The 24612-nt window shown below is 65.7% G+C and carries 25 protein-coding genes and 1 tRNA gene; 11 read left to right on the forward strand and 15 right to left on the reverse strand.

Features of this window, described 5'->3' with window-relative positions; genetic code table 11:
• Window positions 1-20: 20 nt before the first annotated feature.
• The 5 genes from SBA_RS01710 (at window position 21) to SBA_RS01730 (ending at window position 3423) form a co-directional block, all read left to right on the forward strand.
• Window positions 21-1262 (forward strand): SAM-dependent methyltransferase, encoded by a 1242-nt coding sequence (locus SBA_RS01710; protein ID WP_224547823.1) that lies wholly within the window; start codon window positions 21-23, stop codon window positions 1260-1262.
• A 111-nt stretch (window positions 1263-1373) separates the two neighbouring features.
• Window positions 1374-1685, forward strand: coding sequence for a hypothetical protein (locus SBA_RS01715; protein WP_261935683.1), 312 nt, complete (start codon window positions 1374-1376; stop codon window positions 1683-1685).
• 72 nt (window positions 1686-1757) lie between these two features.
• Window positions 1758-2180, forward strand: a complete 423-nt coding sequence (locus SBA_RS01720; protein ID WP_224547819.1) for a DUF350 domain-containing protein — start codon at window positions 1758-1760, stop codon at window positions 2178-2180.
• A gap of 4 nt (window positions 2181-2184) precedes the next feature.
• A complete protein-coding gene (locus SBA_RS01725; protein WP_261935684.1) occupies window positions 2185-3018 on the forward strand; it encodes a S1 family peptidase in 834 nt (277 codons plus the stop codon).
• Between the two features lie 114 nt (window positions 3019-3132).
• Entirely contained in the window at window positions 3133-3423 is a 291-nt protein-coding gene (locus SBA_RS01730) for a DUF3297 family protein (RefSeq protein ID WP_261935685.1), read from the forward strand.
• A gap of 36 nt (window positions 3424-3459) precedes the next feature.
• Here SBA_RS01730 and SBA_RS01735 read toward each other — a convergent pair whose 3' ends face one another.
• The 4 genes from SBA_RS01735 to SBA_RS01750 form a co-directional block, all read right to left on the reverse strand.
• The gene (locus SBA_RS01735; protein WP_261935686.1) at window positions 3460-4212 is read right to left on the reverse strand and encodes a CHAP domain-containing protein; all 753 of its coding nucleotides are present in this window, start codon (window positions 4210-4212) and stop codon (window positions 3460-3462) included.
• A gap of 150 nt (window positions 4213-4362) precedes the next feature.
• Window positions 4363-4893 (reverse strand): CHAP domain-containing protein, encoded by a 531-nt coding sequence (locus SBA_RS01740; RefSeq protein WP_224547812.1) that lies wholly within the window; start codon window positions 4891-4893, stop codon window positions 4363-4365.
• Window positions 4894-5001: 108 nt separating this feature from the next.
• The gene (recF, locus tag SBA_RS01745; RefSeq protein WP_224547810.1) at window positions 5002-6072 is read right to left on the reverse strand and encodes a DNA replication/repair protein RecF; all 1071 of its coding nucleotides are present in this window, start codon (window positions 6070-6072) and stop codon (window positions 5002-5004) included.
• A gap of 168 nt (window positions 6073-6240) precedes the next feature.
• Entirely contained in the window at window positions 6241-6729 is a 489-nt protein-coding gene (locus SBA_RS01750; RefSeq protein WP_261935687.1) for a hypothetical protein, read from the reverse strand.
• Between the two features lie 120 nt (window positions 6730-6849).
• On the opposite strand from SBA_RS01750, the gene SBA_RS01755 reads away from it, so the two are divergent.
• A complete protein-coding gene (locus SBA_RS01755) occupies window positions 6850-7257 on the forward strand; it encodes a VOC family protein (RefSeq protein WP_066599553.1) in 408 nt (135 codons plus the stop codon).
• Window positions 7254-7784, forward strand: coding sequence for a peroxiredoxin (locus SBA_RS01760; protein ID WP_066599550.1), 531 nt, complete (start codon window positions 7254-7256; stop codon window positions 7782-7784). Before SBA_RS01755 ends, SBA_RS01760 begins: the two co-directional genes overlap by 4 nt.
• 39 nt (window positions 7785-7823) lie before the next feature.
• Here SBA_RS01760 and SBA_RS01765 read toward each other — a convergent pair whose 3' ends face one another.
• Window positions 7824-8738, reverse strand: a complete 915-nt coding sequence (locus tag SBA_RS01765) for a dienelactone hydrolase family protein (protein WP_261935688.1) — start codon at window positions 8736-8738, stop codon at window positions 7824-7826.
• A 37-nt stretch (window positions 8739-8775) separates the two neighbouring features.
• On the reverse strand, window positions 8776-9213 hold the full coding sequence (locus tag SBA_RS01770; RefSeq protein ID WP_261935689.1) for a gamma-glutamylcyclotransferase family protein: 438 nt from the start codon (window positions 9211-9213) through the stop codon (window positions 8776-8778).
• 323 nt (window positions 9214-9536) lie between these two features.
• Between SBA_RS01770 and SBA_RS01775 the strand changes: the two genes are divergently transcribed.
• Window positions 9537-9722 (forward strand): PspC domain-containing protein, encoded by a 186-nt coding sequence (locus SBA_RS01775; RefSeq protein ID WP_224547800.1) that lies wholly within the window; start codon window positions 9537-9539, stop codon window positions 9720-9722.
• Window positions 9723-10053: 331 nt separating this feature from the next.
• Here SBA_RS01775 and SBA_RS01780 read toward each other — a convergent pair whose 3' ends face one another.
• The gene (locus SBA_RS01780; protein WP_261935690.1) at window positions 10054-10794 is read right to left on the reverse strand and encodes a DUF72 domain-containing protein; all 741 of its coding nucleotides are present in this window, start codon (window positions 10792-10794) and stop codon (window positions 10054-10056) included.
• A gap of 129 nt (window positions 10795-10923) precedes the next feature.
• Between SBA_RS01780 and SBA_RS01785 the strand changes: the two genes are divergently transcribed.
• Window positions 10924-11160, forward strand: coding sequence for a DUF2061 domain-containing protein (locus SBA_RS01785; RefSeq protein ID WP_224547796.1), 237 nt, complete (start codon window positions 10924-10926; stop codon window positions 11158-11160).
• A 6-nt stretch (window positions 11161-11166) separates the two neighbouring features.
• Here SBA_RS01785 and SBA_RS01790 read toward each other — a convergent pair whose 3' ends face one another.
• The 3 genes from SBA_RS01790 to recJ all read right to left on the reverse strand — a co-directional run bounded on the left by SBA_RS01790 (window position 11167) and on the right by recJ (window position 13907).
• Complete coding sequence (locus SBA_RS01790; RefSeq protein WP_261935691.1) at window positions 11167-11838, reverse strand: peptidylprolyl isomerase; 672 nt, start codon at window positions 11836-11838, stop codon at window positions 11167-11169.
• 126 nt (window positions 11839-11964) lie between these two features.
• Window positions 11965-12039, reverse strand: a tRNA-Glu gene (locus SBA_RS01795).
• Between the two features lie 101 nt (window positions 12040-12140).
• On the reverse strand, window positions 12141-13907 hold the full coding sequence (gene recJ, locus SBA_RS01800) for a single-stranded-DNA-specific exonuclease RecJ (RefSeq protein ID WP_261935692.1): 1767 nt from the start codon (window positions 13905-13907) through the stop codon (window positions 12141-12143).
• Between the two features lie 139 nt (window positions 13908-14046).
• Between recJ and SBA_RS01805 the strand changes: the two genes are divergently transcribed.
• Both SBA_RS01805 and SBA_RS01810 read left to right on the forward strand, forming a co-directional pair.
• Window positions 14047-16179: an autotransporter assembly complex protein TamA gene (locus SBA_RS01805; RefSeq protein ID WP_261935693.1), complete on the forward strand. Its 2133-nt coding sequence runs from the start codon at window positions 14047-14049 to the stop codon at window positions 16177-16179.
• Window positions 16179-20402, forward strand: a complete 4224-nt coding sequence (locus SBA_RS01810) for a translocation/assembly module TamB domain-containing protein (RefSeq protein ID WP_261935694.1) — start codon at window positions 16179-16181, stop codon at window positions 20400-20402. The genes SBA_RS01805 and SBA_RS01810 overlap by 1 nt, the downstream gene beginning before the upstream one ends.
• A 105-nt stretch (window positions 20403-20507) precedes the next feature.
• Here SBA_RS01810 and SBA_RS01815 read toward each other — a convergent pair whose 3' ends face one another.
• From SBA_RS01815 to SBA_RS01835, 5 genes are all read right to left on the reverse strand, one after another.
• Window positions 20508-21311, reverse strand: coding sequence for an APH(3')-I family aminoglycoside O-phosphotransferase (locus tag SBA_RS01815; RefSeq protein WP_261935695.1), 804 nt, complete (start codon window positions 21309-21311; stop codon window positions 20508-20510).
• A gap of 100 nt (window positions 21312-21411) precedes the next feature.
• A complete protein-coding gene (locus SBA_RS01820; protein WP_261935696.1) occupies window positions 21412-22197 on the reverse strand; it encodes a transglutaminase-like domain-containing protein in 786 nt (261 codons plus the stop codon).
• Window positions 22198-22856: 659 nt separating this feature from the next.
• Complete coding sequence (gene recA, locus SBA_RS01825; protein WP_088182345.1) at window positions 22857-23930, reverse strand: recombinase RecA; 1074 nt, start codon at window positions 23928-23930, stop codon at window positions 22857-22859.
• A 119-nt stretch (window positions 23931-24049) separates the two neighbouring features.
• The gene (locus SBA_RS01830) at window positions 24050-24406 is read right to left on the reverse strand and encodes a response regulator (protein WP_224547782.1); all 357 of its coding nucleotides are present in this window, start codon (window positions 24404-24406) and stop codon (window positions 24050-24052) included.
• A gap of 32 nt (window positions 24407-24438) precedes the next feature.
• A complete protein-coding gene (locus tag SBA_RS01835; RefSeq protein ID WP_261935697.1) occupies window positions 24439-24570 on the reverse strand; it encodes a hypothetical protein in 132 nt (43 codons plus the stop codon).
• Window positions 24571-24612 lie beyond the last annotated feature (42 nt).

Consider the following 24612-nt stretch of genomic DNA (forward strand, 5'->3'; position numbering starts at 1 on the left):
CGACATGACAAGGTCCCGGCATGAAGCTGTTTGAATTGGTTCTCAAGCGGTTGGTCACACGCGGTCGCCTGACCGTTCACTACGCCAACGGCAAAAAAATCACCGTGGGTCAGCCCGACCCAGCCTTTCCCGACCTCGCGTTGCGCTTCAAGGACGGCCGGGTGCCTTTCGACATCGTGAAAGACCCGCGGCTGGGCATGGCCGAAGCCTGGATCGACGGGCGGGTCGGTATCGATGGCGGCGGCATCATGGAATTCCTGTCCATGATTCGCGCCAACAACCCCTGGGAACAGGGCAAGTCGATCGAGGGCAAGAGCCTGCTCAAGCGCAGCATCGGCAGCGTGCGGCAAAAGCTCTGGCGCGCCAACCACAAGGCCCGGTCCAGGGCTAATGTCGCGCATCATTACGACCTGTCGGGCGCGCTCTACGCTCTCTTCCTGGACCGCGACCGCCAATATAGCTGCGCCTATTACCCCGACGCGGACAATGAGGCCGGGATCGGGCTGGAACAGGCGCAGGAAGACAAGAAGGCGCATATCGCCGCCAAGCTGCACTTGAAGCCGGGCATGAAGGTGCTGGACATAGGCTGCGGCTGGGGCGGAATGGCGCTGTACCTGCACCGCACCTGCGGCGTCGATGTCACCGGCATCACCCTGTCTGAAGAACAGCTCAAGGTCGCGCGGCAGCGGGCCGCCGATGCCGGCGTCGCCGACCATGTGCGGTTCGAACTGATCGACTATCGCGACATGACGGGGCCGTTCGACCGGATCGTGTCGGTGGGCATGTTCGAACATGTCGGCACCGCCCATTTCCGCACCTTCTTCGACACATGCCGCAGCCTGCTGACGCCCGAGGGCGTGATGCTGATCCACACGATCGGCCGCATGGGCGGGCCGGGCGTGACCGACGCCTTTACCCAGAAATATATCTTCCCCGGCGGCTATATCCCGGCCCTGTCGGAAATGATCGCCGGCAGCGAGGGCACGCGGCTGATGGTGACCGACGTGGAGGTGCTGCGCATCCATTATGGCCTCACCATCCGCGAATGGTATCGGCGGACCATGGCGCATAAGGCCGACATCGTCGCCCTCTATGACGAGCGCTTCTTCCGCCTCTGGACCTTCTACCTGGCCGGGGCAGCGACCGTGTTCGAACATGGCGGCATGGTGAATTTCCAGGTCCAGTATAGCCGCGACCGCCGCGCGCTGCCGATCACCCGCGACTATATGCAGGAAGCCGAGGCGGCGCTGCGGGGGCGCTGAAAAGCCTGAACCGTCGCTGACATGTCCATTCGCGGACGGTTCAGTCGGCGCGGTGCATTCTCTTGTCCATGCTCCCCCCGTGACGGGCGGGATCTGTGAGGAGAGAAAGACATGAACCTGTTCTGGAAGGGCGCGGCCGCGTTGAGCCTCGCCATCACCGGCCTTGGCGCGGCGGCGGCGCCGGCCCAGGCGCAATATTATGGTGGTTCCGGCTGGCGCGGCGACCGCGACGGGCGCTGGGACAATCGCCGCTGGGACAACAGGCGCTGGGATGATCGCCGCCACTGGCGCGGCGACCGGCGCGATTGGCGCGGGTATCGCGGCCATTATCGGACCGCCTATCGCTATCGCACGCGCTGCTGGACCGAATGGCGCTACGACTATTATCGCGACCGCGACGTGCGCGTGCGCATCTGCCGCTAAAGCCGGCGGCTATATTGTACCCGTGACCCGCCCCGATTGAACCTTGGGGCGGGTTGCGGCATTGGGGACGGCATGACCGATCCCATGCCCGTGATTCAAAGCCTGTTGTCGGGCCTTCCCATCCTGCTGCTACATCTGGGCAGCGCCACCCTGGTCTGGCTGGCGGCGCTGGGCCTCTATATGTGGATCACCCCGCATGACGAATTCGCGCTGATCCGCGGCGGCAACGAGGCCGCGGCGATCTCGCTGGGCGGGGCGGCGATCGGGCTGGCGGTCCCCTTGGGCTTCTGCCTCGCCGGGTCGGTCAATGTCTGGGACATCGTCATCTGGGGCAGTGTAACCCTGGTGCTGCAACTCGTCGCCTTCCGCCTGGTCGATTTCCTGCTGGGCACCCTGTCGGCGCGGATCGAGGCCAATGAACGGTCGGCCGCGATCTTCCTGGCGATGATGAAGGCCGCCATCGCCTGCCTCACCGCCGCCGCGGTCGCGGGCTGAGGCGATGGCAAAGCGCGGCTGCGGCTGCCTGCCGTTCGCGCTGGGTGGCCTGCTGCTGGTCGCCTGGCTCGGTCAGGACATGGCCGTGCCGCCGCTCAAGGTCGAGCAATATGATCCCCGATCGCCGCGCCGGCCGATGCCCGACTGGAGCGACGAACAGTTTGTGATCGAGGATACGCCCGGCGGCCCTGCCGATTCGATGGGCACCGCCTTCGCCGTCGACCGGGACGGCGCCTGGCTGACGGCGCAGCATGTCACCCATGGCTGCGCGCGCGTCGGGCTGGAGGATGGCCGCTTCGCCCGGCCGGTGTCGCGGGTGATCGAAAGCCGCGAGGCGGATGCGGCGCTGGTCGCCGACAGTCTGCCCAGCGAAGCCGCCCTGCCGCTGTCCAGCCGCATCCCGCAACCGGGGACGCCGGGCTATCATATGGGTTTTCCCGCGGGCGAACCGACGCTGGTCATGTCCGAACTGATCGGCGAGGCGAGCGCGCGGCGCGGGCGCAGCGACCTGACCCAGCCGATCCTCGCCTGGGCGGAAAAGGGCCGTATCCCGGCCGGCGACGGCACCCTGTCGGGCATCAGCGGCGGGCCGGTCTTTGCCGAGGACGGCCATGTCGTGGGCGTCAACAGCGCCTCGACCGACCGGCGCGGTCGCATCCTGACCACCGCCCCCGACGCGGTCGCCCGGCTGACGGCGGCGAGCCGCGCGGTCGACGATCGCCCGGTCGCCTATCCCTTCGCCGGCCTGGCCGACGCGGAAAGCCGCTTTACCGCCTGGCTGGAGCAGGGCGTGATCCGCCGCATCTACTGCGACGTAGATGAAAAGCGCGGCGGTTGACGGACGGCGACCGCAGGCGGGTTTATTGTTTTTCGCATTTTCCGAGTCGGCAAGTGATTCCACTTGCCTCGAAAATGCTCTAGGCGAGGCGCAACTTTTCCAGGGAATATCACCATGAGCGACACGCCCCCCGATCATCTGTCCACCAACCCCAAAAGCCCCCATTTCGACATGGAGGTGCTACAACGCGGCATCGGCATCCGGTTCAAGGGCCGCGAGCGCAAGGATGTGGAGGAATATTCGATTTCCGAGGGTTGGATTCGCGTTGCCGCCGGCAAGAGCCGCGATCGCCACGGCAACCCGCTGACGATCAAGCTGTCCGGCGAAGTGGAAGCCTGGTTCGAGAACCCGGCCGAGGGCGCGCAAGACGCGGCCGCCGCGGACAAGCCGGCCGACGCCGAATAAGCAAAGAGGGCGCCGCTGAGGGCGCCCTTTTTTCTGTCAGTTCATCACCGCTTCGCGCCGGACGTCGGCGATGATCGCGCTCAGCGTGCGCTGCGACGGATCGGCATCGGCATATTCCACGACGAAGGGATCGGCCTCCAGCCGCGGCGCGGCCTTGCGCGCCCTGGGCGCTGGCTTGGCCTGCGCAACCTGGATGATGCGCGGACTGACCATGACCGGCGTCGCGCGGGGCTCGCGCAACAGGGTTGGCGCTCTTTGCTCGTCCCAGACATCCGAATCGACCTTGGCGAAACGCACGCTCGCGCCCAGCGTCGGGTCGGGGGTAAAATCATGCAGCCGGGCCTTGGCCGGATAGATGAAGCCATAGGTCGGGTTGGTGCGCGCGCCCATCTGGCCGGTCGGGCTGTGCCACACGCGCACCTGGCTCCAGTCGCCATCCTCCGACACGTCGATCGCCAGCACATCTTCCTCGATCGCGCCGGGCACCGACCAGTTGGCGTGACGGATCAACACGCGCCGGTCGTCCAGCACCTTGCTGATGACCGCGACATGACCCAGCGCCATCGGGCCGTTGGGCCGGAAGGCGAGCACCGCGCCCTTTTTCGGCCTGGTCCCCCGCTTATACTGGCCGTCGGCCTGGTCCCACCAGGTCAGCGCATCGCCCCGGATCGCCACGCCCGATACGATCCGGGCATAGGGAACACATTGCAGCACCGTCGACCCCCAGGAGGGCGCGGTCGCCAGACCGGACAACAGCAAGGCTGCGGCCCAGCGTATCGCTCGAAACATCTATGCGATCCTACAAAACAAGAATCGCCCCACCGAGGATGACCCTAGGCCGCCATGGTTTGAGAAGAGGTTAAGCCCGCATCAGCGATGTAAGGGTTTGGAAAAAAGCGATCGATCCGCGCCGCAGGCGGCGTCGATCGCGCGCCGCGATCAAAAGGCGGCGCGCACCGCAGCGCCACCGGTCGCGTCGGCAGACGCGATCTGGACGGGCTGGTCGATGGTCTTGGACGGCTGGGCATAGATGAAGCCGCGCGCCGGGTTGGAGCGCAGGCCCAGGTCGCCGATCGGGCCGTACCATACGCGGACATCGGTCCAGTCGTTATTGGCCGACACGTCGATGGCGCGGACGTTGCGCTCGATGCCGCCGCGATAGGACCAGTTGGCGTGGGTCAGCAGCACTTCGCGGCCGCTGACCACCTTGCTGACCATCGCGACATGGCCGACCGGCATCGAACGGCTGGCGGCGAAGGCCAGGACGGCACCGACGCGGGGTTCATGACCGCGGTCGTAGCGCCCTTCGGCCTGGCCCCACCAGGTGTTGGCATTGCCGTGGATGTCGATGCCGGAAACCTGCCTGGCGAAGGGAGCGCACTGAAGCGTGCCGGCGGTGGCGGGAACAGCGAAGAGGGTCGAGAGCGCAAGAATAGACGCCGCGAAAAACGCGCGAAAACCAACGACCATGTGATTGCGACCCCGACTTATTTTGTAGGCTTGAACCCCGATGCCGGTCTTAGGGCAGACGCCGGACGGATGGACAAGCGTGGGGCGACGAGTCGTTTCGTCGATGCGTTATGTTGCGGAACGAAAAACATGCCCAGCAGTTACAGTCAGTCGGGTCGCATCATCCAGATCGTTGAAAAGACTGGATTCCGTCCCCGTCATCCACACCTGCCCCCCGCTTTCCCGCAAACGCTGAAATAATGCGCTGCGGCGGGATGGGTCGAGATGCGCCGCCACTTCGTCGAGCAGCAGCACCGGCGGCTGGCCCCGTGTCGCCGCCACCAGCGCGGCATGGGCGAGCAGCATCGAGAGCAGCAGCGCCTTCTGCTCGCCGGTCGAACAGAGCGCGGCGGGCTGCCCCTTGGCGATATGGGTGACGGCGAGGTCGTGGCGATGCGGGCCGGACAGGGTGCGCCCCGCCGCCGCATCGCGCCGCCGTTCGCGCCCCAGCCGGTCCTGCAGCGATTCGTCGGGGGCTTCGTCGCCCTCGATCGCGATCCGCGGCCGGGCGAAGGGTTCGTCGGGCTGGTCCGCCAGCATCGCGTTCAGCCGCGCCACCAGATCGGCGCGCGCGCCGGCCAGCGCCGCGCCATGTTCGCCCATCTGCGCCTCCAGCGCCGACAGCCAGGCGGGATCGGCCCGGCGCAGGTCGGCGAGCAGCCGGTTGCGCGCCCGCATCGCCGCGTCATAGCGGGCGCTGTGCATCGCATGGCCCGAATGCAGCGCCAGCGTCAGCCGGTCGAGGAAGCGCCGTCGCCCGCCGGGACTGTCGAGGAACAGCCGGTCCATCGCCGGGGTGAGCCAGACGATCGCCAGATGGTCGGCCAGCGCGTTGGCGGAGGAGGCCACGCCGCCGATCCGCACCTGTCGCCGTTCCGGGCTGGCGGCGGCGACGCCGGTGCCCAGCACCACGCCGTCCACTTCCGCCGCGATCCCGAAGCCGCCGCTCCCTTCCTGCCGCGCCATGGCGGACAGCGGCGCGCCGCGCAGCCCGCGACCGGGCGCCAGCATCGACACCGCTTCCAATATGTTGGTCTTGCCCGCGCCATTGTCGCCAGTCAGCAGGATGAAGCTATGGTCGGGCAGGATCAGCGCGTCCGCATGATTGCGGAAATCGCTCAAGGTAAGGCGGCCGATCATCGCGTGGCTGTAGCGGGCAGAAGGCGGAGGGGGAAGGGGCGGTTAGCGCGGGTCGTTGGAGGAGTGATTTGTCGCGGCACTGCGTCCACTCCCTAAACCCCTCCCGTCAGCGGGAGTGGGAGCGTGTCAAATTCAGGCCACTTCCAACCGGCCGATCCAAGCCTCCATTCAGCAGCGCTTGCGCGTCACCGCGGTGCCATCGTTGACGATGGTCAGCGCCTTGCCGTCCGGCGACGTGCGCAACGCCAGGGTGCGGGTCCAGCTCTGGCCTTCGCCGGTGAAGGCCGCTTCCACAGCGGCGCGGCCATCCTCGCCTGCCGTCACGCTTTGCACCGTACCGACGCTTTCGTGGAACAACAGCCGGTCGGGGGTGACGGTCAGCTCCAGATCGGCGCTGCGGTCGCCGCACCGGTCCTGCGCGCCGGTCCAGCGTCCCTGCATGGCGGCGGGGATCAGGCCGGCGACAGCCGCTTCGGGCGGCGGCGTATCGATTTTCGGCGGGGATTCGACCGGGGTGATGACGTTGGCGGCGGGCGGCGCTTCCTCCACATTGGGCAGCGTCTGATCCAATATGTTGGCGACGACGCCGGACTGGTCGGCGCTCTTATCCGACGACTGGTTGCAGCCGGCGGCCAGCAACAGGGACAGAAGCGTCACGGGTGGACATGATTTCCGCATGTAAGGAGGAACCGGCCAGCGCGCCGCCGGTTCCCATGCATGACTCGGCCCTGCCCGCATGATAGCGTCCGGGCGTTCACATAATGGGGAGTCGATGCCATGCCGGTGCTGGGAATGGGAGGCCTGTTCTTTCGCGCGCGCGATCCCGATGCGCTGGGGGCGTGGTATCGCACCCACCTGAATGTCGGCGGCGGCTGCGTGGTCGATCCGGCGGACACGCCCAATGAATGGATCTGGCAGCCGCGCGGCGGGCCGATGGTGTTCGCCCCGTTCAAGGCGGACAGCGACTATTTCGCCGCCGACAAGGCCTTCATGCTGAATTTCCGCGTGTCCGATCTCGATTCCCTTCTGGACCGCTTGCGCGCCGCAGGCGTTGCGATCATCACCAAGCCCGAATGGGACGATCCCGTCCTCGGCCGTTTCGCCCGCATTCATGATCCGGAGGGCAATGCGATCGAATTATGGGAACAGCCCGATCACCGTCCGACCCAAGGAACCGACCTATGAAGCGCCTGTCTCTTCTCCTCGCCGCCGCCGCCGCCCTGAGTTCCAGCGGCGCGATGGCCGCCCTTGCCGTCGGCGCCAAGGCGCCCGACTTCACCACCCGCGGCGCGCAGGCGGGCAAGACCTTCACCCTGACCCTGTCGCACCAGTTGAAGCGCGGGCCGGTGGTGCTCTATTTCTTCCCCAAGGCGTTCACGCCGGGCTGTTCGGCCGAAGCGCGCGAATTTGCCGAGAATATCGACAAGTTCAAGGCGGCCGGCGCGACGGTCATCGGCATGTCGGCCGACCCCGTGGACGATCTCGTCGCCTTTTCGACCAAGGAATGCGCGGGCAAGTTCGCCGTGGCGTCGGCCGGGCCGGCGATCGTGACCGGCTATGACGTGGCGCTCAAGATGCGGCCGGGCATGACCGATCGCACCTCCTATGTCATCGCGCCGTCGGGCCGGGTGGCCTTCGTCCATAGCGAAATGAACTATGCCGAGCATGTGAAGACCACGCTCGCCGCGGTCGAGGCGATGAAGCAGAAATAACATGGCCGGGCTCCTGCGAACACAGGAGCCCGGTTTTTCTCACCGCTTCACATATGTTCCAAACCAGTCGAGCGTCGCGTCCCACGCGGCCTTGGCGGCGGCTTCGTTATAGCTGGGGCGATAATCGGCCATGAAGCCATGGTCCGCGCCGTCATGGACGGTGATGGCGTCGGGCGGCGACTTGCCCGCCTTGACCAGCGCCGCGCGCATCGCCTCCACGTCCGTCAGCGGTATGCCCTTGTCCAGTGCGCCATATTGGCCCAGCACCGGCGCCTTGAGCTTGCCGACCTCCTCGATCGCGCTCAGCGGCTGCAAGGGCGTCTTGTCCGTCACCAGCCGCCCATAATAAGCAACACCCGCATCCAGATCGGCGCTATGCGCGGCATAGAGCCAGACGACCCGCCCGCCCCAGCAAAAGCCGGTGATGCCGCGCCGCTTCGCGTCGCCACCATGTTTTCCGGCCCAGCCATAGGTGGTGTCGATATCGGCCAGCACCTGCGCGTCGGGCGCTTTGGACACGATGGTGCCGATCAATTGCTTGAAATCAGCGACCTTGGTCGCGTCGCCATGGCGGGCGAACAAGTCGGGCGCAATAGCGTAATAGCCCGCCTTGGCGAAGCGGCGGCAGATGTCGCGAATCCATTCATGCACGCCGAAAATCTCATGCACCACGACGATGACGGGCGCGGCCTTGCCGTCCGCCGGGCGCGCGACGAAGGCGGGCATGGCAAAGCCGTCGCTGGCGGGAATCGAGACATTGTCTTCCGTCAGCCCTTCGGCGGAGGTCTGCACCGCGCTGCTGGCGATGGGGCGGCAGGCGGCGGCGAAACCGGCCGCGAAGGCTCCGCCCGCCAATATGTGCCGACGCTGGAAGCCGGTGGTGCCGATCCAGTTACGGTCTTCGGCCAGCCGCTCCACGGGGGCCGCGTCATCCTGTTTGCGATCGGTCGTCATCGGCGCCTGTCTCCTGTGCATCCCCCGACGCGGCAGACTAGTCGTCCGGGGTCTGCGCGCAAGACAGGAAGTCGCCATCGGCGATAGGGGGCAGGCCTGCTGTGTCGCGCGCGTAGAGATAGGCCCAGGCCTCCACCGGCCCGTCCGCCGCCTGCACCGTCATCGCCTCGCGGCGATATTCATGGGGCTGGGGGTGATGGGCCGCGCATTCCTCATAATCGTCCAGCACGGCCAGGATCGCCGCGGCGTCGGTCAGTGCGAAGAGGTCACCCTGCACCCTGCCCGTCGGCCCGGTCACCAGCCCCGGATAGTCGGCGACCCGGTAGAGCGCGCCGCCGACCGTGGCGGGGCCGACCGTGGCGGGGCCGACCAGCCGCGCCACCTGCCGCAACCAGCGCGCCATCTGCCCGTCAAAGGTGGCCCGCAGCGTGCCATAGACGAACAGATGGACAGGCTCCACCGCGGGGTCAGGCATATTTCACCAACCTGCGGGAAAATCTCCCAATAACGAGCCTATTGGCCAGCCTAGCATGATGCCTTATTGGCAAAGAGTCTCGGATTTCCGCCAAAAATCGAAACTGGCACAGCATCTGCAATTCCTGTGGGCATCAAGGTCGGAATGATCCGGCCATCACATCAGGGAGTATCCACCATGTCCATCGCCAAGATCCAGCACGCCGCTATCGCCCTTGTCGGCGCTTTCATCGTCGCCAGCCTGTTCGTCAGCGCGGCGATCCCGGTGTCGCCGATCGCCTGATCGCGCCCCCCTTCCCATCATTTCAGCAGAAGGCCAGACAGATGAACAGCAGCTTCACCCTCGACCGCAACAACGGCAAGATCATGGGCGTGTGCGCCGGCGTCGCCAACCGCACCGGACTGGACGTGACGCTGCTCCGTGTCGGACTGGTCCTGCTGACGCTCTGCGCGTTGGGACCGATCGGCGTCGTGGCCTATCTGCTTGCGGGCTGGCTGGCGGAGGGTTGATGCTCGCCCGCAATCGGTTCACGACATCGCCTAATAGAAAGCAAATAAAAAGGCCGCTCCGGTCAACCGGAAGCGGCCTTTTCGCATCCTGACGAGTCGGGATGCAGTGCGCGCGCAACGCGCGATCAGGCATATAGCACCGAATAGAAAGTCAGCATCTGAACACCGACCGCAATGGCCAGCACAGCGCCCTGAAAGGCCTGCCGCATATTTTGCTCCATCTTTGCAAGAATTGTCACCCATCTGGGTGTGAGCGGGCCAATAAGCCCGTCATATTATTGTAACAATCGCAAAGCACGGCATACCGATTGCACTAAATGCAACAGGCCTGTTACTGCAAAGCCACGATCATCGCCTGCGCCGCCGTCGGGTTGCGCTCCTTGGCGCCGCTGATGAAGAAGGCGAAGACATCGCCCTGCCCCGCGGCCGCCCTGGCCCGCCCGGCCCAGTCCGCGATCGCCGCAGGCGGATAGCCGGTCGCCTCGTCCGCCTGCGCCCGCATCAGCCGCATATAGGCAAAGCCGACATCATGACCGGCGATCGCGGGATAGTCGTCATGGTCCGCCAGCACCACCGCGGCCCCAGCGTCGCGCGCCATCGCCAGAAAGGCCGGGTCGTCGAAACTCTCATGCCGCACCTCCAGCGCATGGCGCAGCGGCACGCCATCGACGCTGTGCGGCAGTAAGTGCAGGAAGGCGCCGAAATCGTCCGGGTCGAAGCGCTTGGTCGGCATGAACTGCCACAGGATCGGCCCCAGCCGGTCGCCAAGTTCGGCGATCCCCTGGCTGGTAAACTTGGCGATGGAATCACCCGCCTGCGCCAGCAGCTTGCGATTGGTGCAATAGCGCGACGCCTTGACCGCAAACTGGAAGCCGTCCGGCACCGCCTTCGCCCAGCCGGCAAAGGTCGCGGGCTTCTGGGTGCTATAATAAGTCGCGTTGATCTCGGTCGCGGTCAGATGTTCGCCGACATAGGCCAGCTCGTCCTTCTGCCGCAGTCCCACCGGGTAGAAATTCCCGCGCCACGGCTCGTAGACCCAGCCGCCAATGCCCACCCTGATCCGTCCAGCCATGCGCCCTCTCCTCCGTCGCCATCCTGATCGCGGCAGCCTGATCGTCCGGGGCGATCAGAGCCAGCGGAAAAAGCCATTGGCCGTTGTTGCAAACGACTCTTAACTGGGTTGCAACCAAGGAGACGCCCCATATCGCTCGACCTCATCAAGACCGGCACCTATCTGTCCATCCACCTGACCGTTGGCTTCACCGTCGCCTATGCCATGACCGGTTCGATCGCGCTCGCCGGCGGAATCGCGCTGGTGGAGCCGGTGATCAACGCCGTCGCCTTCTTCTTCCACGAACAGGCTTGGAAGACGGTTCAGGCCCGGCCGCCGCGCGAAGGCGGCAAGCGATGGGTGCGCGATCGGGCGGTGTTCGCGTAGAGCTGTCTATTTCGCCGTCCGTTTGTTGAGGCCGATCAGCCACGGCTTCACCCCGCGCGTGGGCTTGGGCGTGCCGTCCAGCCGCCGGGCGCGCAGGATGCGGATCGGATTGACGATCATCTGCCCGCGCATCGGCCCCGACCCGCAGCAGGTCGGCACCGACAGAATCTTGCGCACCACATCCATGCCACCGACGACATGGCCGAAGGCGGCATAGCCGATATAGTCGCCGCGCGCGTCCATGTTGGGCGTCGCACCGATGGTGATGAAGAAATTGCCCATCGCCGAATTGGGCCGGTTGGGCCGCGCCATGGACAGCGTGGCGTCGAGATGAAGAATGCCGGTCCGGCTCGTCGGCTCATGCGTAACGGGCGGCAGCGACCGGCGGGCATCGGTGTCGATGCCACCCTGGATCAGGCCATAATGGGGGTCGCTCTTGCGCCGCGCCGCGCGGTAGAAAGTGACGCCATCGAAACGGCCGTCATCGACATATGTCAGGAAATTGGCCGAGGTCCGCGGCGCCCGCTTCTGGTCCACCGCCACGACGATCGTGCCGACCGATGTTTCGATCGCCACGCGGGTGAAACCAGGAGTGGGCCGATTGGCCGGAAGCGCGATGGAGAGGGCAGACCACAGCCCAAGAGTCAGACCAAGGACACACAGGACAACAGGACGCATCGGGCAACATTTACTCGGCAAGGACGGCGGGCGCCCAACGGTAAAGCGGGCGCAGGCACCCCGCAACCGCCGGGCCAAGCATTTGTCGATGAGAAGAGCTGAAAAGCCCCTCCGCCGGAGCGGAGGTGGTGATCCCAACGGGATTCGAACCCGTATCGCTGCCGTGAAAGGGCAGTGTCCTAACCGTTAGACGATGGGACCTCATGCAGCGACTGACCGGGCAGCGCTGCGAAGCGAGGGCGCAATTAGGCGGGGACGGCAAAAGGGTCAACCCCCAAAAGGCAAGAAAATGACAATCCTGCTTAATCCGCCCAGGCGGCGTCCTCCAGATGCAGTTCGGCGGCCGGGCGGCTGCCCCAGTCATCGATCTTGGCCTTGCCCGCGACCCACAGTTTGCGGTCGCGCGGCGCGCCCAATATCGCCTGGCCCAGATCGGTTTCGGCCTGGCGGAAGGCGATCGTCTTGATCGAACGGCCGTCCTCCCCGCTCATGATCGCACGCAAATGGCCGTTGCCCACGACATCGGCCTTGATGACGCGCATCGGTCCGGCAGCGATCAGCGGGGCGGGCCAGCCCGCGCCATAGGGCCCGCCCTGCTCGATCGCCGCGACGAAGTCCGGGTTCACCCCGGCAGGGGCGAGCACCGCGTCGATCAGCAGCGCCCGGTTGTCGCGCGCCCTGGCGACGGCGGCGGACAGCCGGCCGTCGAGATAGTCGGCAAGCGCGTCGATCCGGCCGGCCGCGACCGTCAGCCCCGCCGCCATGGCATGGCCGCCGCCCGCGACCAGCAGACCGCTATCCTTCGCCGCCATCACCGCAGCGCCCAGGTCCACGCCGGAGATGGAGCGGCCCGATCCCTTGCCCACCCCGTCCTCATCGACGGCGATGACGATCGCTGGCCGCCCCGCCTTTTCCTTGATCCTCCCTGCGACGATGCCGATGACGCCGGGGTGCCAGCCCTGGCCGGATATCACCGCCACGGCGCGATTGCCCTGCGCGGCCAGCAAGGCTTCGGCCTGTTCCTGCACCGTCGATTCGATGGCGCGGCGTTCCTCATTATAGTGATCGAGCTGCGCGGCGATGCGGGCGGCTTCGGCCGGGTCTTGCGTGGTCAGCAGCCGCACGCCCAGATCCGCCTGCCCGACCCGACCGCCCGCATTGATTCGCGGGCCGAGCGCGAAGCCCAGATCGTGGCACAGCGGCGCGCGGGTCAGGCGGCTGGCGTCGATCAATGCGGCGAGGCCGATATTATGGCGCTTGGCCATCACCTTCAGCCCCTGCGCCACGAAGGCGCGGTTGAGGCCCTTCAATTGCGCGACGTCCGCCACCGTGCCGAGCGCGACGATATCGAGCAACTCCATCAGCGCCGGCTCGCTGCGACTGGCGAACCAGCCCCGCGCCCGCAAGACCCGCACCAGCGCCGCGCCGAGCAGGAAGGCGACGCCGACCGCGGCCAGATGGCCATGCACCGCCGCGCCGTCATTCTCGTCCAGCCGGTTGGGGTTCACCAGGGCAAAGGCTTCGGGCAGCGTGGTCGAGCATTTATGATGATCGACCACGACGACGTCGACGCCGGTCGCCCTGGCCATCGACAGCGCCTCGAACGCCTGCGCGCCGCAATCGACGGTGACGATCAGGGTCGCGCCCTCCCCCGCCAGCCGCACCAGCGCCTCGCCCGACGGGCCATAGCCTTCCATCAGACGGTCGGGGATATAGGGTTTCGCGTGCAGCCCCAGGTCGCGCAGCAACCGGATCAGCAGCGCCGCGCTGGTCGCGCCGTCGACGTCATAATCGCCGAAGATACGGACATCCTCGCCGCGCTGCACCGCGTCGGCCAGCCGATCGGCGGCCGCATCCATGTCGCGGAACAGGCTGGGGTCGGGCATGAACTGGCGGATGGTAGGATTGCGGTGGGCATCGACTGCGTCGCGCGGACACCCCCGCGCCAGCAGCAATTGCGTCACCAGATCGTCGGGCAGATAGGTGGCGTCGCGCCCGTCGGCGTTGCCGCCCCGCCAGCGCCAGGGCTGGCCCGAAATCGATCGCGAGATATTGAGCGCAAATGTCATGCAAAGCCTCTAGCCTTGTGCGAGTCCCGTGGGAAGCGCGGCAAATCCTGTTGTAGGTGGAACCGAGGCAACTTGTTGAGCGTATTGCCTCTTTACCGCGCGTGTGGAATGCACGGTGCAAAGGGGGCATCGTAGGTTCATGACGAGACGACAGGCATATCATGTCCGGCGCATAATGGCCGTGGCGCTGATGACAGCCTCGTCCCTGCCGCTGATGGCCCAAGCCCAGTCGACGCCCGTACCCGATCCCAGCCTTCCTCATGAAGCGACCCAGGGCGAAGAGCCGATCCTGCCCGACGACCAGTTCGAGGCGCGGTTGCCCAAGGCAGCGACTCCGGACCAGGCCAATCCCGACGCGCCCCTGCCCTCGATCGAGAGCTGGATCGACCAGCAGATGCCGCAGTCATCGAACGCGCCAACCGAATTGCCGCCAGCGATCGATCCGGCCGAGGAACAGGAACTGGCCCAGCCGCTGCCGCCGCTCGACAGCGTGACCGTCCCGACCAATGTCGCGGACAATAATAATGCCAACGCGAAGCAGCCCGACATACGCTACGCCACCAGCATCGAAGGGTTCGGCAAGACCGGGCTGGAGGACGAGTTCCGCGCCGAATCCGCGCTGATCGACGGCAAGGGCAAGGCGGAAACCGCGGCCATGGTGCAGGCGCGCGCGCAGGAGGATGAGAAGCTCGCGACGCGCCTCTTCTATTCGCAGGGCTATTATGACGCGACGGCGCTCGCCAGCCTGGACCATGCCGGTGACGGGACGCTGAAGGCGGTGATCTCCGTAACGCCGGGCAAACGCTACAAGATCGGCGACATCGTCATCAATGCCGGGCCGACGGTGCCGCCCGGCCTGGTCCGCGACAGCCTGCCGCTCAACACCGGCGATTATATCGTCGCGACCCTGGTCGAAGGCGCGGAGGCCAATGTCGCGTTGAAGCTGCCCGAAAATGGCTATCCCTTCGCAAAGGTCGGGGACCGCGACATATTGCTCGATCCCGCGACGGTGACGGGCGACTATACGCTGCCGGTGGATACCGGCCCGCGCGGCACGTTCCGCAAGATCACCACCAGCGGCGACAAACAGGCGTTCGGCGCCGACCATATGGAAGTCATCAAGCGCTACACGCCGGGCGAACTCTATGACAGCCGCAAGGTGGACGATCTGCGCAAGGCGCTGGTCGCGACGTCGCTGTTTTCCAGCGTGTCGGTGGAGCCGGTGCAGACCGGCGAGGCGGGGCCGGACGGCACCGAATATGTCGATCTGGCCGTCGAGCAGGAAGCCGGGCCACCCCGCACGCTGGCGGGCGAAGCGGGCTATGGCACCGGCCAGGGCTTCCGCGCCGAGGGGACATGGACCCATCGCAACCTCTTCCCGCCGGAAGGCGCGCTGATCCTGGGCGCGATCGCGGGCACCCAGGAACAGGGCGCGTCGGCGACCTTCCGCCGGTCCAATGCGGGCAAGCGCGACAGGACGTTCCAGACCGGCATCACGCTCAACCACCAGAATTACGATGCCTATGAGGCGTTTACGGCGGGCCTCAACATCGGCTGGTCGCGCCAGTCCACCCCGATCTTCCAGAAGCGCTGGACCTACAGCTATGGCGCGGAAATCCTGCTGACCAACGAGCAGGTGGTGATCGACCCGGCCACCGCTGACAAGACGCGGCGCACCTATTTCATCGGCGGTCTGCCGGTGCAGATCGGCTATGATCGCTCCAACGACCTGCTCAACCCGACCAAGGGCTTCCGCGCCAATCTGCGCGCCGAACCGGAAGGGTCGTTGCAGGGGAATTTCTCGCCCTATCTGCGCGCCAGTTTCGACCTGACCGGCTATTATCCGGTGTCGGACAACCTGGTCATTGCGGGACGGGCCAAGGTCGGCACCATCACCGGGGTCAGCCGCGGCGATGTCGCGCCATCGCGGCGCATCTATGCGGGCGGCGGCGGATCGGTACGCGGGTTCGGCTATCAGGAACTGGGGCCGAAGGACGCGAACAACGATCCGATCGGCGGCCGGTCGGTCAATGAATTTGCGGTCGAGGGCCGTTATCGCTTCGGCAACTATGGCGTCGTCGCCTTCGTGGACGCCGGTCAGGTCTATGAAAGCTCCATGCCGCAATTTTCCGACATGCGCTACGGCGTCGGCCTGGGCGGCCGCTTCTACACCAATTTCGGTCCGTTCCGCGCGGACATCGCCATGCCGATCAACCGGCAGCCCGGCGAGTCCAAATTCGCGCTCTATATCGGCATCGGGCAGGCTTTCTGATGGCGCAGGACGACATCATGCCCGCCGGCGACGACGCAACCCAGACGATCGTCATTCGCGAAAAGCGCCCGCTGTGGCAGAAGATCGCGATCGGCCTCATCGGCCTGATCCTCGCGCTGGTCCTGCTGGCGGGCGGATTGCTGCTTGGCCTCAATACCCAGCCGGGCAAGAAATTCCTGATCCAGCAGATCGCCGCGCTCCAGATGGAATCGGGCATGAAGATCGAGGTCGGCCGGATTGACGGGTCGATCTACAGCGACATGACGATCCACGATCTGGTGCTGCGCGACCCCAAGGGCGTGTTCGCGGTCAGCCCGAAGGTCCATGTCGTGTGGCGGCCGTTCCGCTACGTCAACAACCATATCTCGGTCAGCCTGCTGGAAACGCCGCTGGTCGTGCTGGCGCGCAGCCCGCAGTTCAATGTCGTCGCGAGCGATCCCAATGCGCCGATCCTGCCGGACCTGGACATCGACGTCGACCGGATGAAGATCGGCAAGTTCATCCTGGCCAAGCCGGTGATCGGGCAGAAGCGCGAGATCGCGATCGACGGCGTCACCCATATCGCCGACGGCCGGGCTATCCTGTCCGCCGATGCGATCGTCGACAGCGGCGACCGGCTGCAGGCGAAGCTGGACGCAGTGCCCGACCAGAACCGCCTGGCGATGAGCGGCACGCTGACCGCGCCCAAGGGCGGCGTCATCGCCGCGATGACTGGCCTGACCGATGGCGTCACCGCGACGCTGGACGGCAAGGGGACGTGGCAGGCCTGGGACGGGCGGGTCGTCGCGACCTCGCCCAAGGGCGAGCTGGCGAATATCGCTTTGTCGGCGCGGAACGGCAATTTCACCGCCAAAGGCCCGGTGCGTCCGGGGCTGGTCTTCGCCGGCACCGTCGATCGGCTCACCGCGCCGCAACTGGACGTCGATCTGTTCGCCGGGCTGAACGAGCGGCGCGTCAATATCAAGGGCACGTTGCGCTCGCCCGCCATGAGCGCCGACGCGCAGGGGCTGATCGACCTCGGCAAAAGCCAGTTTAGCGCGCTCAGGATCAACGCCGCGCTGCTGACGCCCGGCGCGATCATGGAGAAGGTGAAGGGTCGCGACGTGCGTGCCTCCATCATCCTCGACGGGCCGATGGCGACGCCGTTCATCGATTATGACATTACCGCCAAGAGCCTGGCGTTCGACGCCACCGGCATCGAGAATCTGAAGGCCAGCGGCCGGGCGGTGATCGACAGCGATCGCATCCGCATTCCGATCAGCGCCACCGCCACCCGCGTCACCGGCCTCAATGCCGCAGCGGGCGGCCTGCTGCAAAATCTGCGCGTGAAGGGCGACTTCGCCTATGCCGCAGGCAAGCTGATCAGCGACAATCTGAAGATCGACAGCGACCGGGTGGACGCCACCGCCATCGTGCTGGCCGACCTCGACAATGCGCTCTATCGCGGGGCGCTCAAAGGTCGAGTCAACGATTATAAGATCGACGGAGTCGGCATCGTCAACCTCAATACCGATGTCGAACTGGTGCCCGGCCCCAAGGGCGGCTTTGGCCTGTCGGGCCGCTTCGGCGTGCGCACCGCGCGCTGGGAGAATGCCTCGGTCCGCGATTTCCTGGGCGGCAATGCGGTCGCCAGCGGCAAGATCGGCATGACGCCGGAGGGCAAGTTCACGCTGGCGGGCCTGAAAGGCGCGGCGCCCAACTTCACGATCCACAGCGGCTCCGGCAGCTATGACACTGACGGGCAGGTCGCGTTCGACGCGACGGCGTCGTCCAAACAATATGGGCCGCTCGCGCTGACCGTTCGGGGCACGATGGAGCGGCCGCAGGCGGTGTTGCGCGCGGCGCGGCCCAATGTCGGCGTGCAACTGACCGACGTGGTGGCCAAGCTGAATGGCGAGGCGGCAGGATACCGGCTCGAAGCCACCGGCGGGTCGCCCTATGGGCCTTTCTTCGCCAATGTGTTGATCCGCACGGCGAAAGGCCCGCTGACCATCGACGTCACCAAGGCACGCTTCGCCGGGGTCGACATGAACGGCCGCATCCAGCAAAGCCCCGCCGGCCCCTTTACCGGGCAGCTCGCCATGAACGGCTCGGGCATCACCGGCGCGATCCGGCTGGCGGCCGTGGGCAAGGTGCAGGGCGTGGACGTCAACGCCACCGCCAGCAACGCCAAACTGCCGGGCGAGGCCGATGTCGTGATCGGCCGGGCGATCGTCACCGCCTCCATGCTGCTGACCGAGCAACCCCAGATCAAGGCCGATGCGCAGATCGCCAACGCCGCCTATGGCGCCTATGTGGTGCGAAAGGCGCGGGCGCGGATCGACTATCAGGGCGGACGCGGACGCGCGCAACTGGTCGCCGACGGCTCCAGCGGCGTGCCCTTCTCGATCGCCGCCAACGCCGCGTTGCGCCCGAACCTCTATGCCGTGGCCTTGCAGGGCAAGGCGGCGAACATCGACTTCCGCCTGGCTCAGCCGGCCATCATCCGCAGCGAGCCGGGCGGCTATCGCCTGGAGCCGGCTACGCTGGTGCTGCCGCAGGGCAAGGTGGACCTGGCCGGTCGCTTCGGCGACACGACCGTGGCGCAGGCGCGGTTCAAGGATTTCGACCTCGCCATCGCCAATATGGCCGCGCCCGGCCTGGGCATCGGCGGGCGGATGACGGGCACGCTGGACTATGCGCAGAAGGGCAGCGCCTTCCCTACCGCGACCACGCGCCTCGCGATCAATGACTTCCGCCGATCCAGCCTGACCGCCGTGTCCGACCCGGTGTCGATGAGCGTCGAAGGCAAGCTGTCGTCGGCGGGCGGCGACCTGCGCGGGCTGATCCGCGAGGGCAGCAGCACGCTGGGCCGCTTCACCGCGACGCTCGCTCCTCCGGGCGCCGGTGCAAGCTGGGCCGAGCAGTTGCAGAATGCGCCGCTGGGCGGCGGCATCCGCTATGCCGGCCCGGCCGACGTGCTCTTCTCCTTCGCCGGCCTGGCCGACCAGCAGCTGACCGGCGGGCTGGCGGTGGCGGCCGACTTTAGCGGGCGGCTGAGCGATCCGCGGCTGAACGGCGTGGTGCGCGCCAATGCGCTGACCTATGAGAATGAGACGTTCGGCACGCGCGTCACCCAGATGAAGCTGGATGGCCGTTTCACCAACGACCATCTGGAGATTCGCGATTTCTCCGGCCGCGCGGGCGACGGCACGGTGCAGGCGTCGGGCAATGTCGGGCTGGCCGCCGCGAGCGGCTTCCCGATGGATATCGCGGTCAAGTTGAACCGCGCGCGGCTGGCGCGCAGCGAAGCGATCACCAGCGTCGTCAGCGGCACGATTAACATCAGCAACAGCCCGGCCAATGGCGGCCTGATCAAGGGCGACCTGAACCTGCCCGAAACCCGGTACAAGGTAGCCTGGCAGGGCGGGACCGAAATCCGACAGCTCGCCGGGGTGCGGCGCAATGGCGAAGGCGGCGACGCGCTCGACCAGCGACTGGCCGCGCGCAAGGCGGCGGCGGCCAAGCCCGCCGACTGGAAGCTGGACATCCGGGTGAAGGCCGATAATGAAATCTATGTCACCGGCATGGGGCTGGATTCCGAATGGAAGACCAATATGCGCATCACCGGCACGACCGCCAATCCGCGCATCATTGGCAAGATCGAGGTGATCCGCGGCCGCTACAGCTTCTCGGGCCATCAGTTCGACCTGGAACAGGGCGTCATCACCTTCAATGGCCCGATGATGAATCCGATCCTGGCGATCAAGGCGCAGACCCGGATCGACACGGTGACGGCGGGCATCCAGGTGACGGGATCGGCGCAGCAGCCCGATATCGCCTTCATCTCCACGCCGACCTTGCCGCAGGACGAAATCCTCTCGCGGATCCTGTTCGGGGACAATGTCGCCAACCTGTCGCCGATGCAGGCGGTGCAACTGGCGGCGGCGCTCAACGGACTGCGCGGCAGCAGCGGCGGGCTCAATCCGATGGGCAAGCTGCAGGGCGCGTCGGGCATCGACCGGATCGGCATCGTCGGCGGCGACGACACCACCGGGCGCGGCACCTCGCTCGCCGTGGGCCAGCATATCTCCAACAATATCTATGTCGAGGTGATCACCGACTCCAAGGGCTTCACCGCCACCCAGCTGGAGATCGCGCTGTCCAAGACGCTGAGCCTGTTGTCGAAAACCGGCACCAATGCCGGATCGTCGGCCAACCTGCGCTATTCGAAGGATTATTGAGCGCAGCGCGTCGATGAACGGGTGTGCCGCCGGTCCAGGTGCCGGTGATGCTATGTGGGCGTTAACGGCGCGGGCACCCGGACGAAGCCCTCTGACGGCGCCCTGCTAGAAAAACTCGTCCAGCATCAGGTGGAATTGCAACTTGGCACGGTCTAGGTCATGCGCGCCATATTGGTCGAGGAACCGGCGCTGAAGCGGTGCATCGAACTCCCCTAGGCAGTTCCATAGGATGGCGATATCCTGGTAGCGATCAGCAATCCCGACCCGGCCGACGTCAATGCATCCAACCACAGCTCCATCGGCCATCAGCAGGTTATCGAGCGAGAAGTCGCCGTGCGTTACGACCGGGTCGGGCGCAAACGGCAGGAGGCCGTTCATGGCGTCCCATACCGCCTGCGCCGTCCAGCCCGCTCGCTCGTCGTCAAAATCATCTTCGTCCACCAGACCCGCGTCCAGGCGATCCCGCGCCTTGGCAAGCCGATATGCATGATCGCTATCGAAGGGGCATGCGCTGGTCGGAACAGCATGCAGCCGGCGCATGAACGCGGCAAGCGCATCGACGATGGCGATGGATTTGTGCGGATCATCCGTCAGGCACTGGTAAGCGGTCTGCCCCGTGAGCGCCGTCATCACCAACCATGATTCGTCGGGCGTGCTGGCAGAATACATGATGCGCGGCACCGGCATATGGGTCGCGAGCCAGCGGAGCCTGACCGTCTCATCCAATATATCGGCCGCCACGTCGCCCCCGCCATATTTCAGGAACAGGTCGGGCCGATCTGCCCGTTGGAGACGATAGACCGATCCCCCCGATTCCCCGGTGGTGTCACGACACCATCGATAGCCTGACAATAGGGCCGCAAGACTTTCAGGCATGGCTAGGGGTGCGGGCGTTTCCTCCAGCATCATGTCGGCTCCCTGTCGATATACCCGGCTCGGACCGCGTTTGATAACGGCTGGACAAACAAGAGGAAAGAGGCGGCAGGAGAGACCTGATGCGCTGTGGGCGTCAGGCGTCCTCGCGCGTTACCGTAATCGACTGGGCGTTCATCATCGCGCCGCCGAAGACGGTCATGAAGGCGATGTCGGTGGCGTCGCGGCCGACGGCAATGCGCACCATCGTCTCGACCGGCGCAAGGCCCGTCGAATCGACGATGTGCCAGGCGCCGTCGAGCCAGACTTCCACCACCGCGTGGAAGTCCGGCGGGTCGAGGCCGAGCGCATAGACCGACACGAGCCGCGCGGGAATGTCACGCGATCGGATCAACGCGGCGGTGAGATGGGCGAAGTCGCGGCAGACGCCCTGTTGCGCGACGAAGGTATCGGCCGCGGTGGTCGTGATGTCGGAACTGCCCGGCACATAGACGAGATTGTCATGCACCCAATCGACCAGGGCCTGCACCAGTGCGCCGCCCTGTAGGTCCGGGAAATGGCTGCTGACGAAGCTGCCGAACCGATCGGCCTCGCAATAGCGGCTGGGCCAGATGAACGGCAGCACCTCTTCGGGCAGGCTGGGCAGCGGACTTTTCGCGAGGCTGGCGATATCGACCGGCGCCCGATCGACATCCACGGTGGCGCGGTAGGTGCTGAGCATCCGGCCGGTGCTGGTGCGGGTCCAGGTGCGGCGGCCGATGCCGCTGCCGCCCACCTTGTTGGTCAACGGCCCGGCATTGTCGATGATATGCGACTGGGTGACGACCCGCTGGTCGGGCAGCGCCGCCGCCTCGACCGCTAGCAGTACGTCGGTCGGTTCGGCGAAGTCATAGTCGAGGATCGCTTCGATGGCGACGCGCATGGGATGGGTTCCAGTGTGAGAGGGGACGGGTCGAATCGGCGCGCCTGACCCAGCATCGGGAGGCTGCAAGGGGTTAGCAAGGGGCCATAGGCGGCGGCCGGATGGATAGCCGGAAGGAGGCGGGCTTGGTGGGTCTGTATGGTGGCGGGCATGGGCTGAAAAGCCTGCCCACGCTTTATGTTCCGCCGGGTCTGCGGTGACGCGGACGAAGGCCGATCGATATTCAGCCCGGCAGCCTGCACAGGCGATTTCCCGCGCCGCCGCTGCCCAGATAAGTTTAATATGCAGGACTCCGGGTCACGAAAACCAGCATGTTCCACGCGTCATCGCCCGAATATCGATCGGCCTGTGGCAGGACATCAGGCGATCAGAAACGGCAAGAATGCAGACAGCGACTGCACGAAGGGATCGGAGGGTCCGCGGCGGACGATCGCGGGCGTTTTGCCGGCTCAACTACGCATATTTCCCGCTTATCCTGTTCTTTCGCTACGCTACCCCGATCCTGTCGGAAAGTCGGCGCCCGCCCTTCCTACGTTCGGTACACGGTAAAAGGCCCGTCGCGCGGGGACGCGACGGGCCTTTTCAGAGCGTGATGCGCAAGGCGGGCGAGAGCCGATGAACCGCCCCCCGGCTGATCCGGCCGGGGGCTGTTTCAGGGCTTATTCGCCATCATCCTCCGCATCGGGTCCGGTGATCATCTTTTCTGCGACTTCTTCGGTCTTCCCGCGGATCGCCTTTTCCAGCTTGTCCGCCAGTTCGGGATGTTCCTTGAGAAAAGTCTTGGAATTTTCACGTCCCTGACCGATGCGGATCGAGTCGTAGGAAAACCAGGCGCCCGACTTCTCGACGATCCCGGCCTTGACGCCGAGGTCGAGAATTTCGCCGATCTTCGAGATGCCTTCGCCATACATGATGTCGAATTCGACCTGCTTGAAGGGCGGGGCGACCTTGTTCTTGACCACCTTCACGCGGGTCGCGTTGCCGACGATATCGTCGCGATCCTTGATCTGGCCGGTGCGACGGATGTCGAGGCGGACCGACGCATAGAATTTGAGCGCATTGCCGCCGGTCGTGGTTTCCGGGTTACCGTACATCACGCCGATCTTCATGCGCACCTGGTTGATGAAGATCACCATGCATTTGGACCGCGAGATCGAGCCGGTGAGCTTGCGCAGCGCCTGGGACATGAGGCGCGCCTGCAGGCCGACATGGCTGTCGCCCATCTCGCCCTCGATTTCCGCACGGGGAACCAGCGCCGCGACGGAGTCGATCACCAATATGTCGATCGCATTGGAGCGCACCAGCGTATCGACGATTTCCAGCGCCTGTTCGCCGGTATCCGGCTGCGACACGATCAGTTCGTCGATATCGACGCCCAGTTTCTTGGCATAGCCCGGATCGAGCGCATGTTCCGCATCCACAAAGGCCGCGGTGCCGCCCGCCTTCTGCGCTTCGGCGATGGCGTGGAGCGCCAGCGTGGTCTTGCCCGAGCTTTCCGGGCCGTAAATCTCGATGATGCGCCCCTTGGGCAGGCCGCCGATACCGAGCGCGATGTCGAGGCCGAGCGAGCCGGTCGAAATCGCCTCGATCTCCAGCTTCTCGCGGCTGCCCAGCTTCATAGCCGAGCCCTTGCCGAAGGCGCGGTCGATCTGCGCGAGCGCCGCGTCCAATGCTTTCTGTCTGTCCATTGTCCCGTTCTTCTTGGAATCGATGAGGGAGAGCATTGCGGTCATCGGCCAGTCCTCTGTCAAGCGGAACGCAAAGGTTCCGTGCGCTGGACGATGATGTATCCCGTTTGTTCTTCAAGAACAAGAGGGGAACGGAAATTTCCTATCCCGCTCTCGAAAGGCCTTCACTCGGCCAATATCTTGCCCAGGGCGCGCTCGACCGCGCCGATGGTGAAGGGCTTGGCGAGCGTCGGCCGATCGGCATGGCCCGATGGCAGGTCGTCGGCCATGCCGCCGGTCGCGAAGATGAAAGGCACGCCCCGTTCGGCCAGGATATCGGCCACGGGCCAGCTTTTTTCGCCCTGGAGATTGCAGTCGACCAGCGCCGCGTCGAACCCGCCCTCGCGCGCATGGGCGCAGGCTTCGTCGACCGATGCCGCCACGGCGTGGAGCCGGTAACCCAAAGCGTCGAGATAATCCTCCAACATCATGCCGATCATCGCTTCATCCTCGACGATCAATATGCTTTTGGCGTCCGACATGCTGTGCGATCCTCGCTAATCCAGCCGACTCGCTAACCGATCACCGCCGACTTGCCCAGCATATTCACCTTGACCGAGATTGTGCTTTTCACCCAGAGCCGCCCAATGTCCGGCGCTATGCAAATGGCTTCCAAAATCGTCGCTCCATCGACAAAGCCGGTCATGCTTGACTTGTTGGAAAATGTTGCTGATATGTTCTCACCGCG

Source organism: Sphingomonas bisphenolicum (genome assembly GCF_024349785.1).
GTDB lineage: Bacteria > Pseudomonadota > Alphaproteobacteria > Sphingomonadales > Sphingomonadaceae > Sphingobium > Sphingobium bisphenolicum.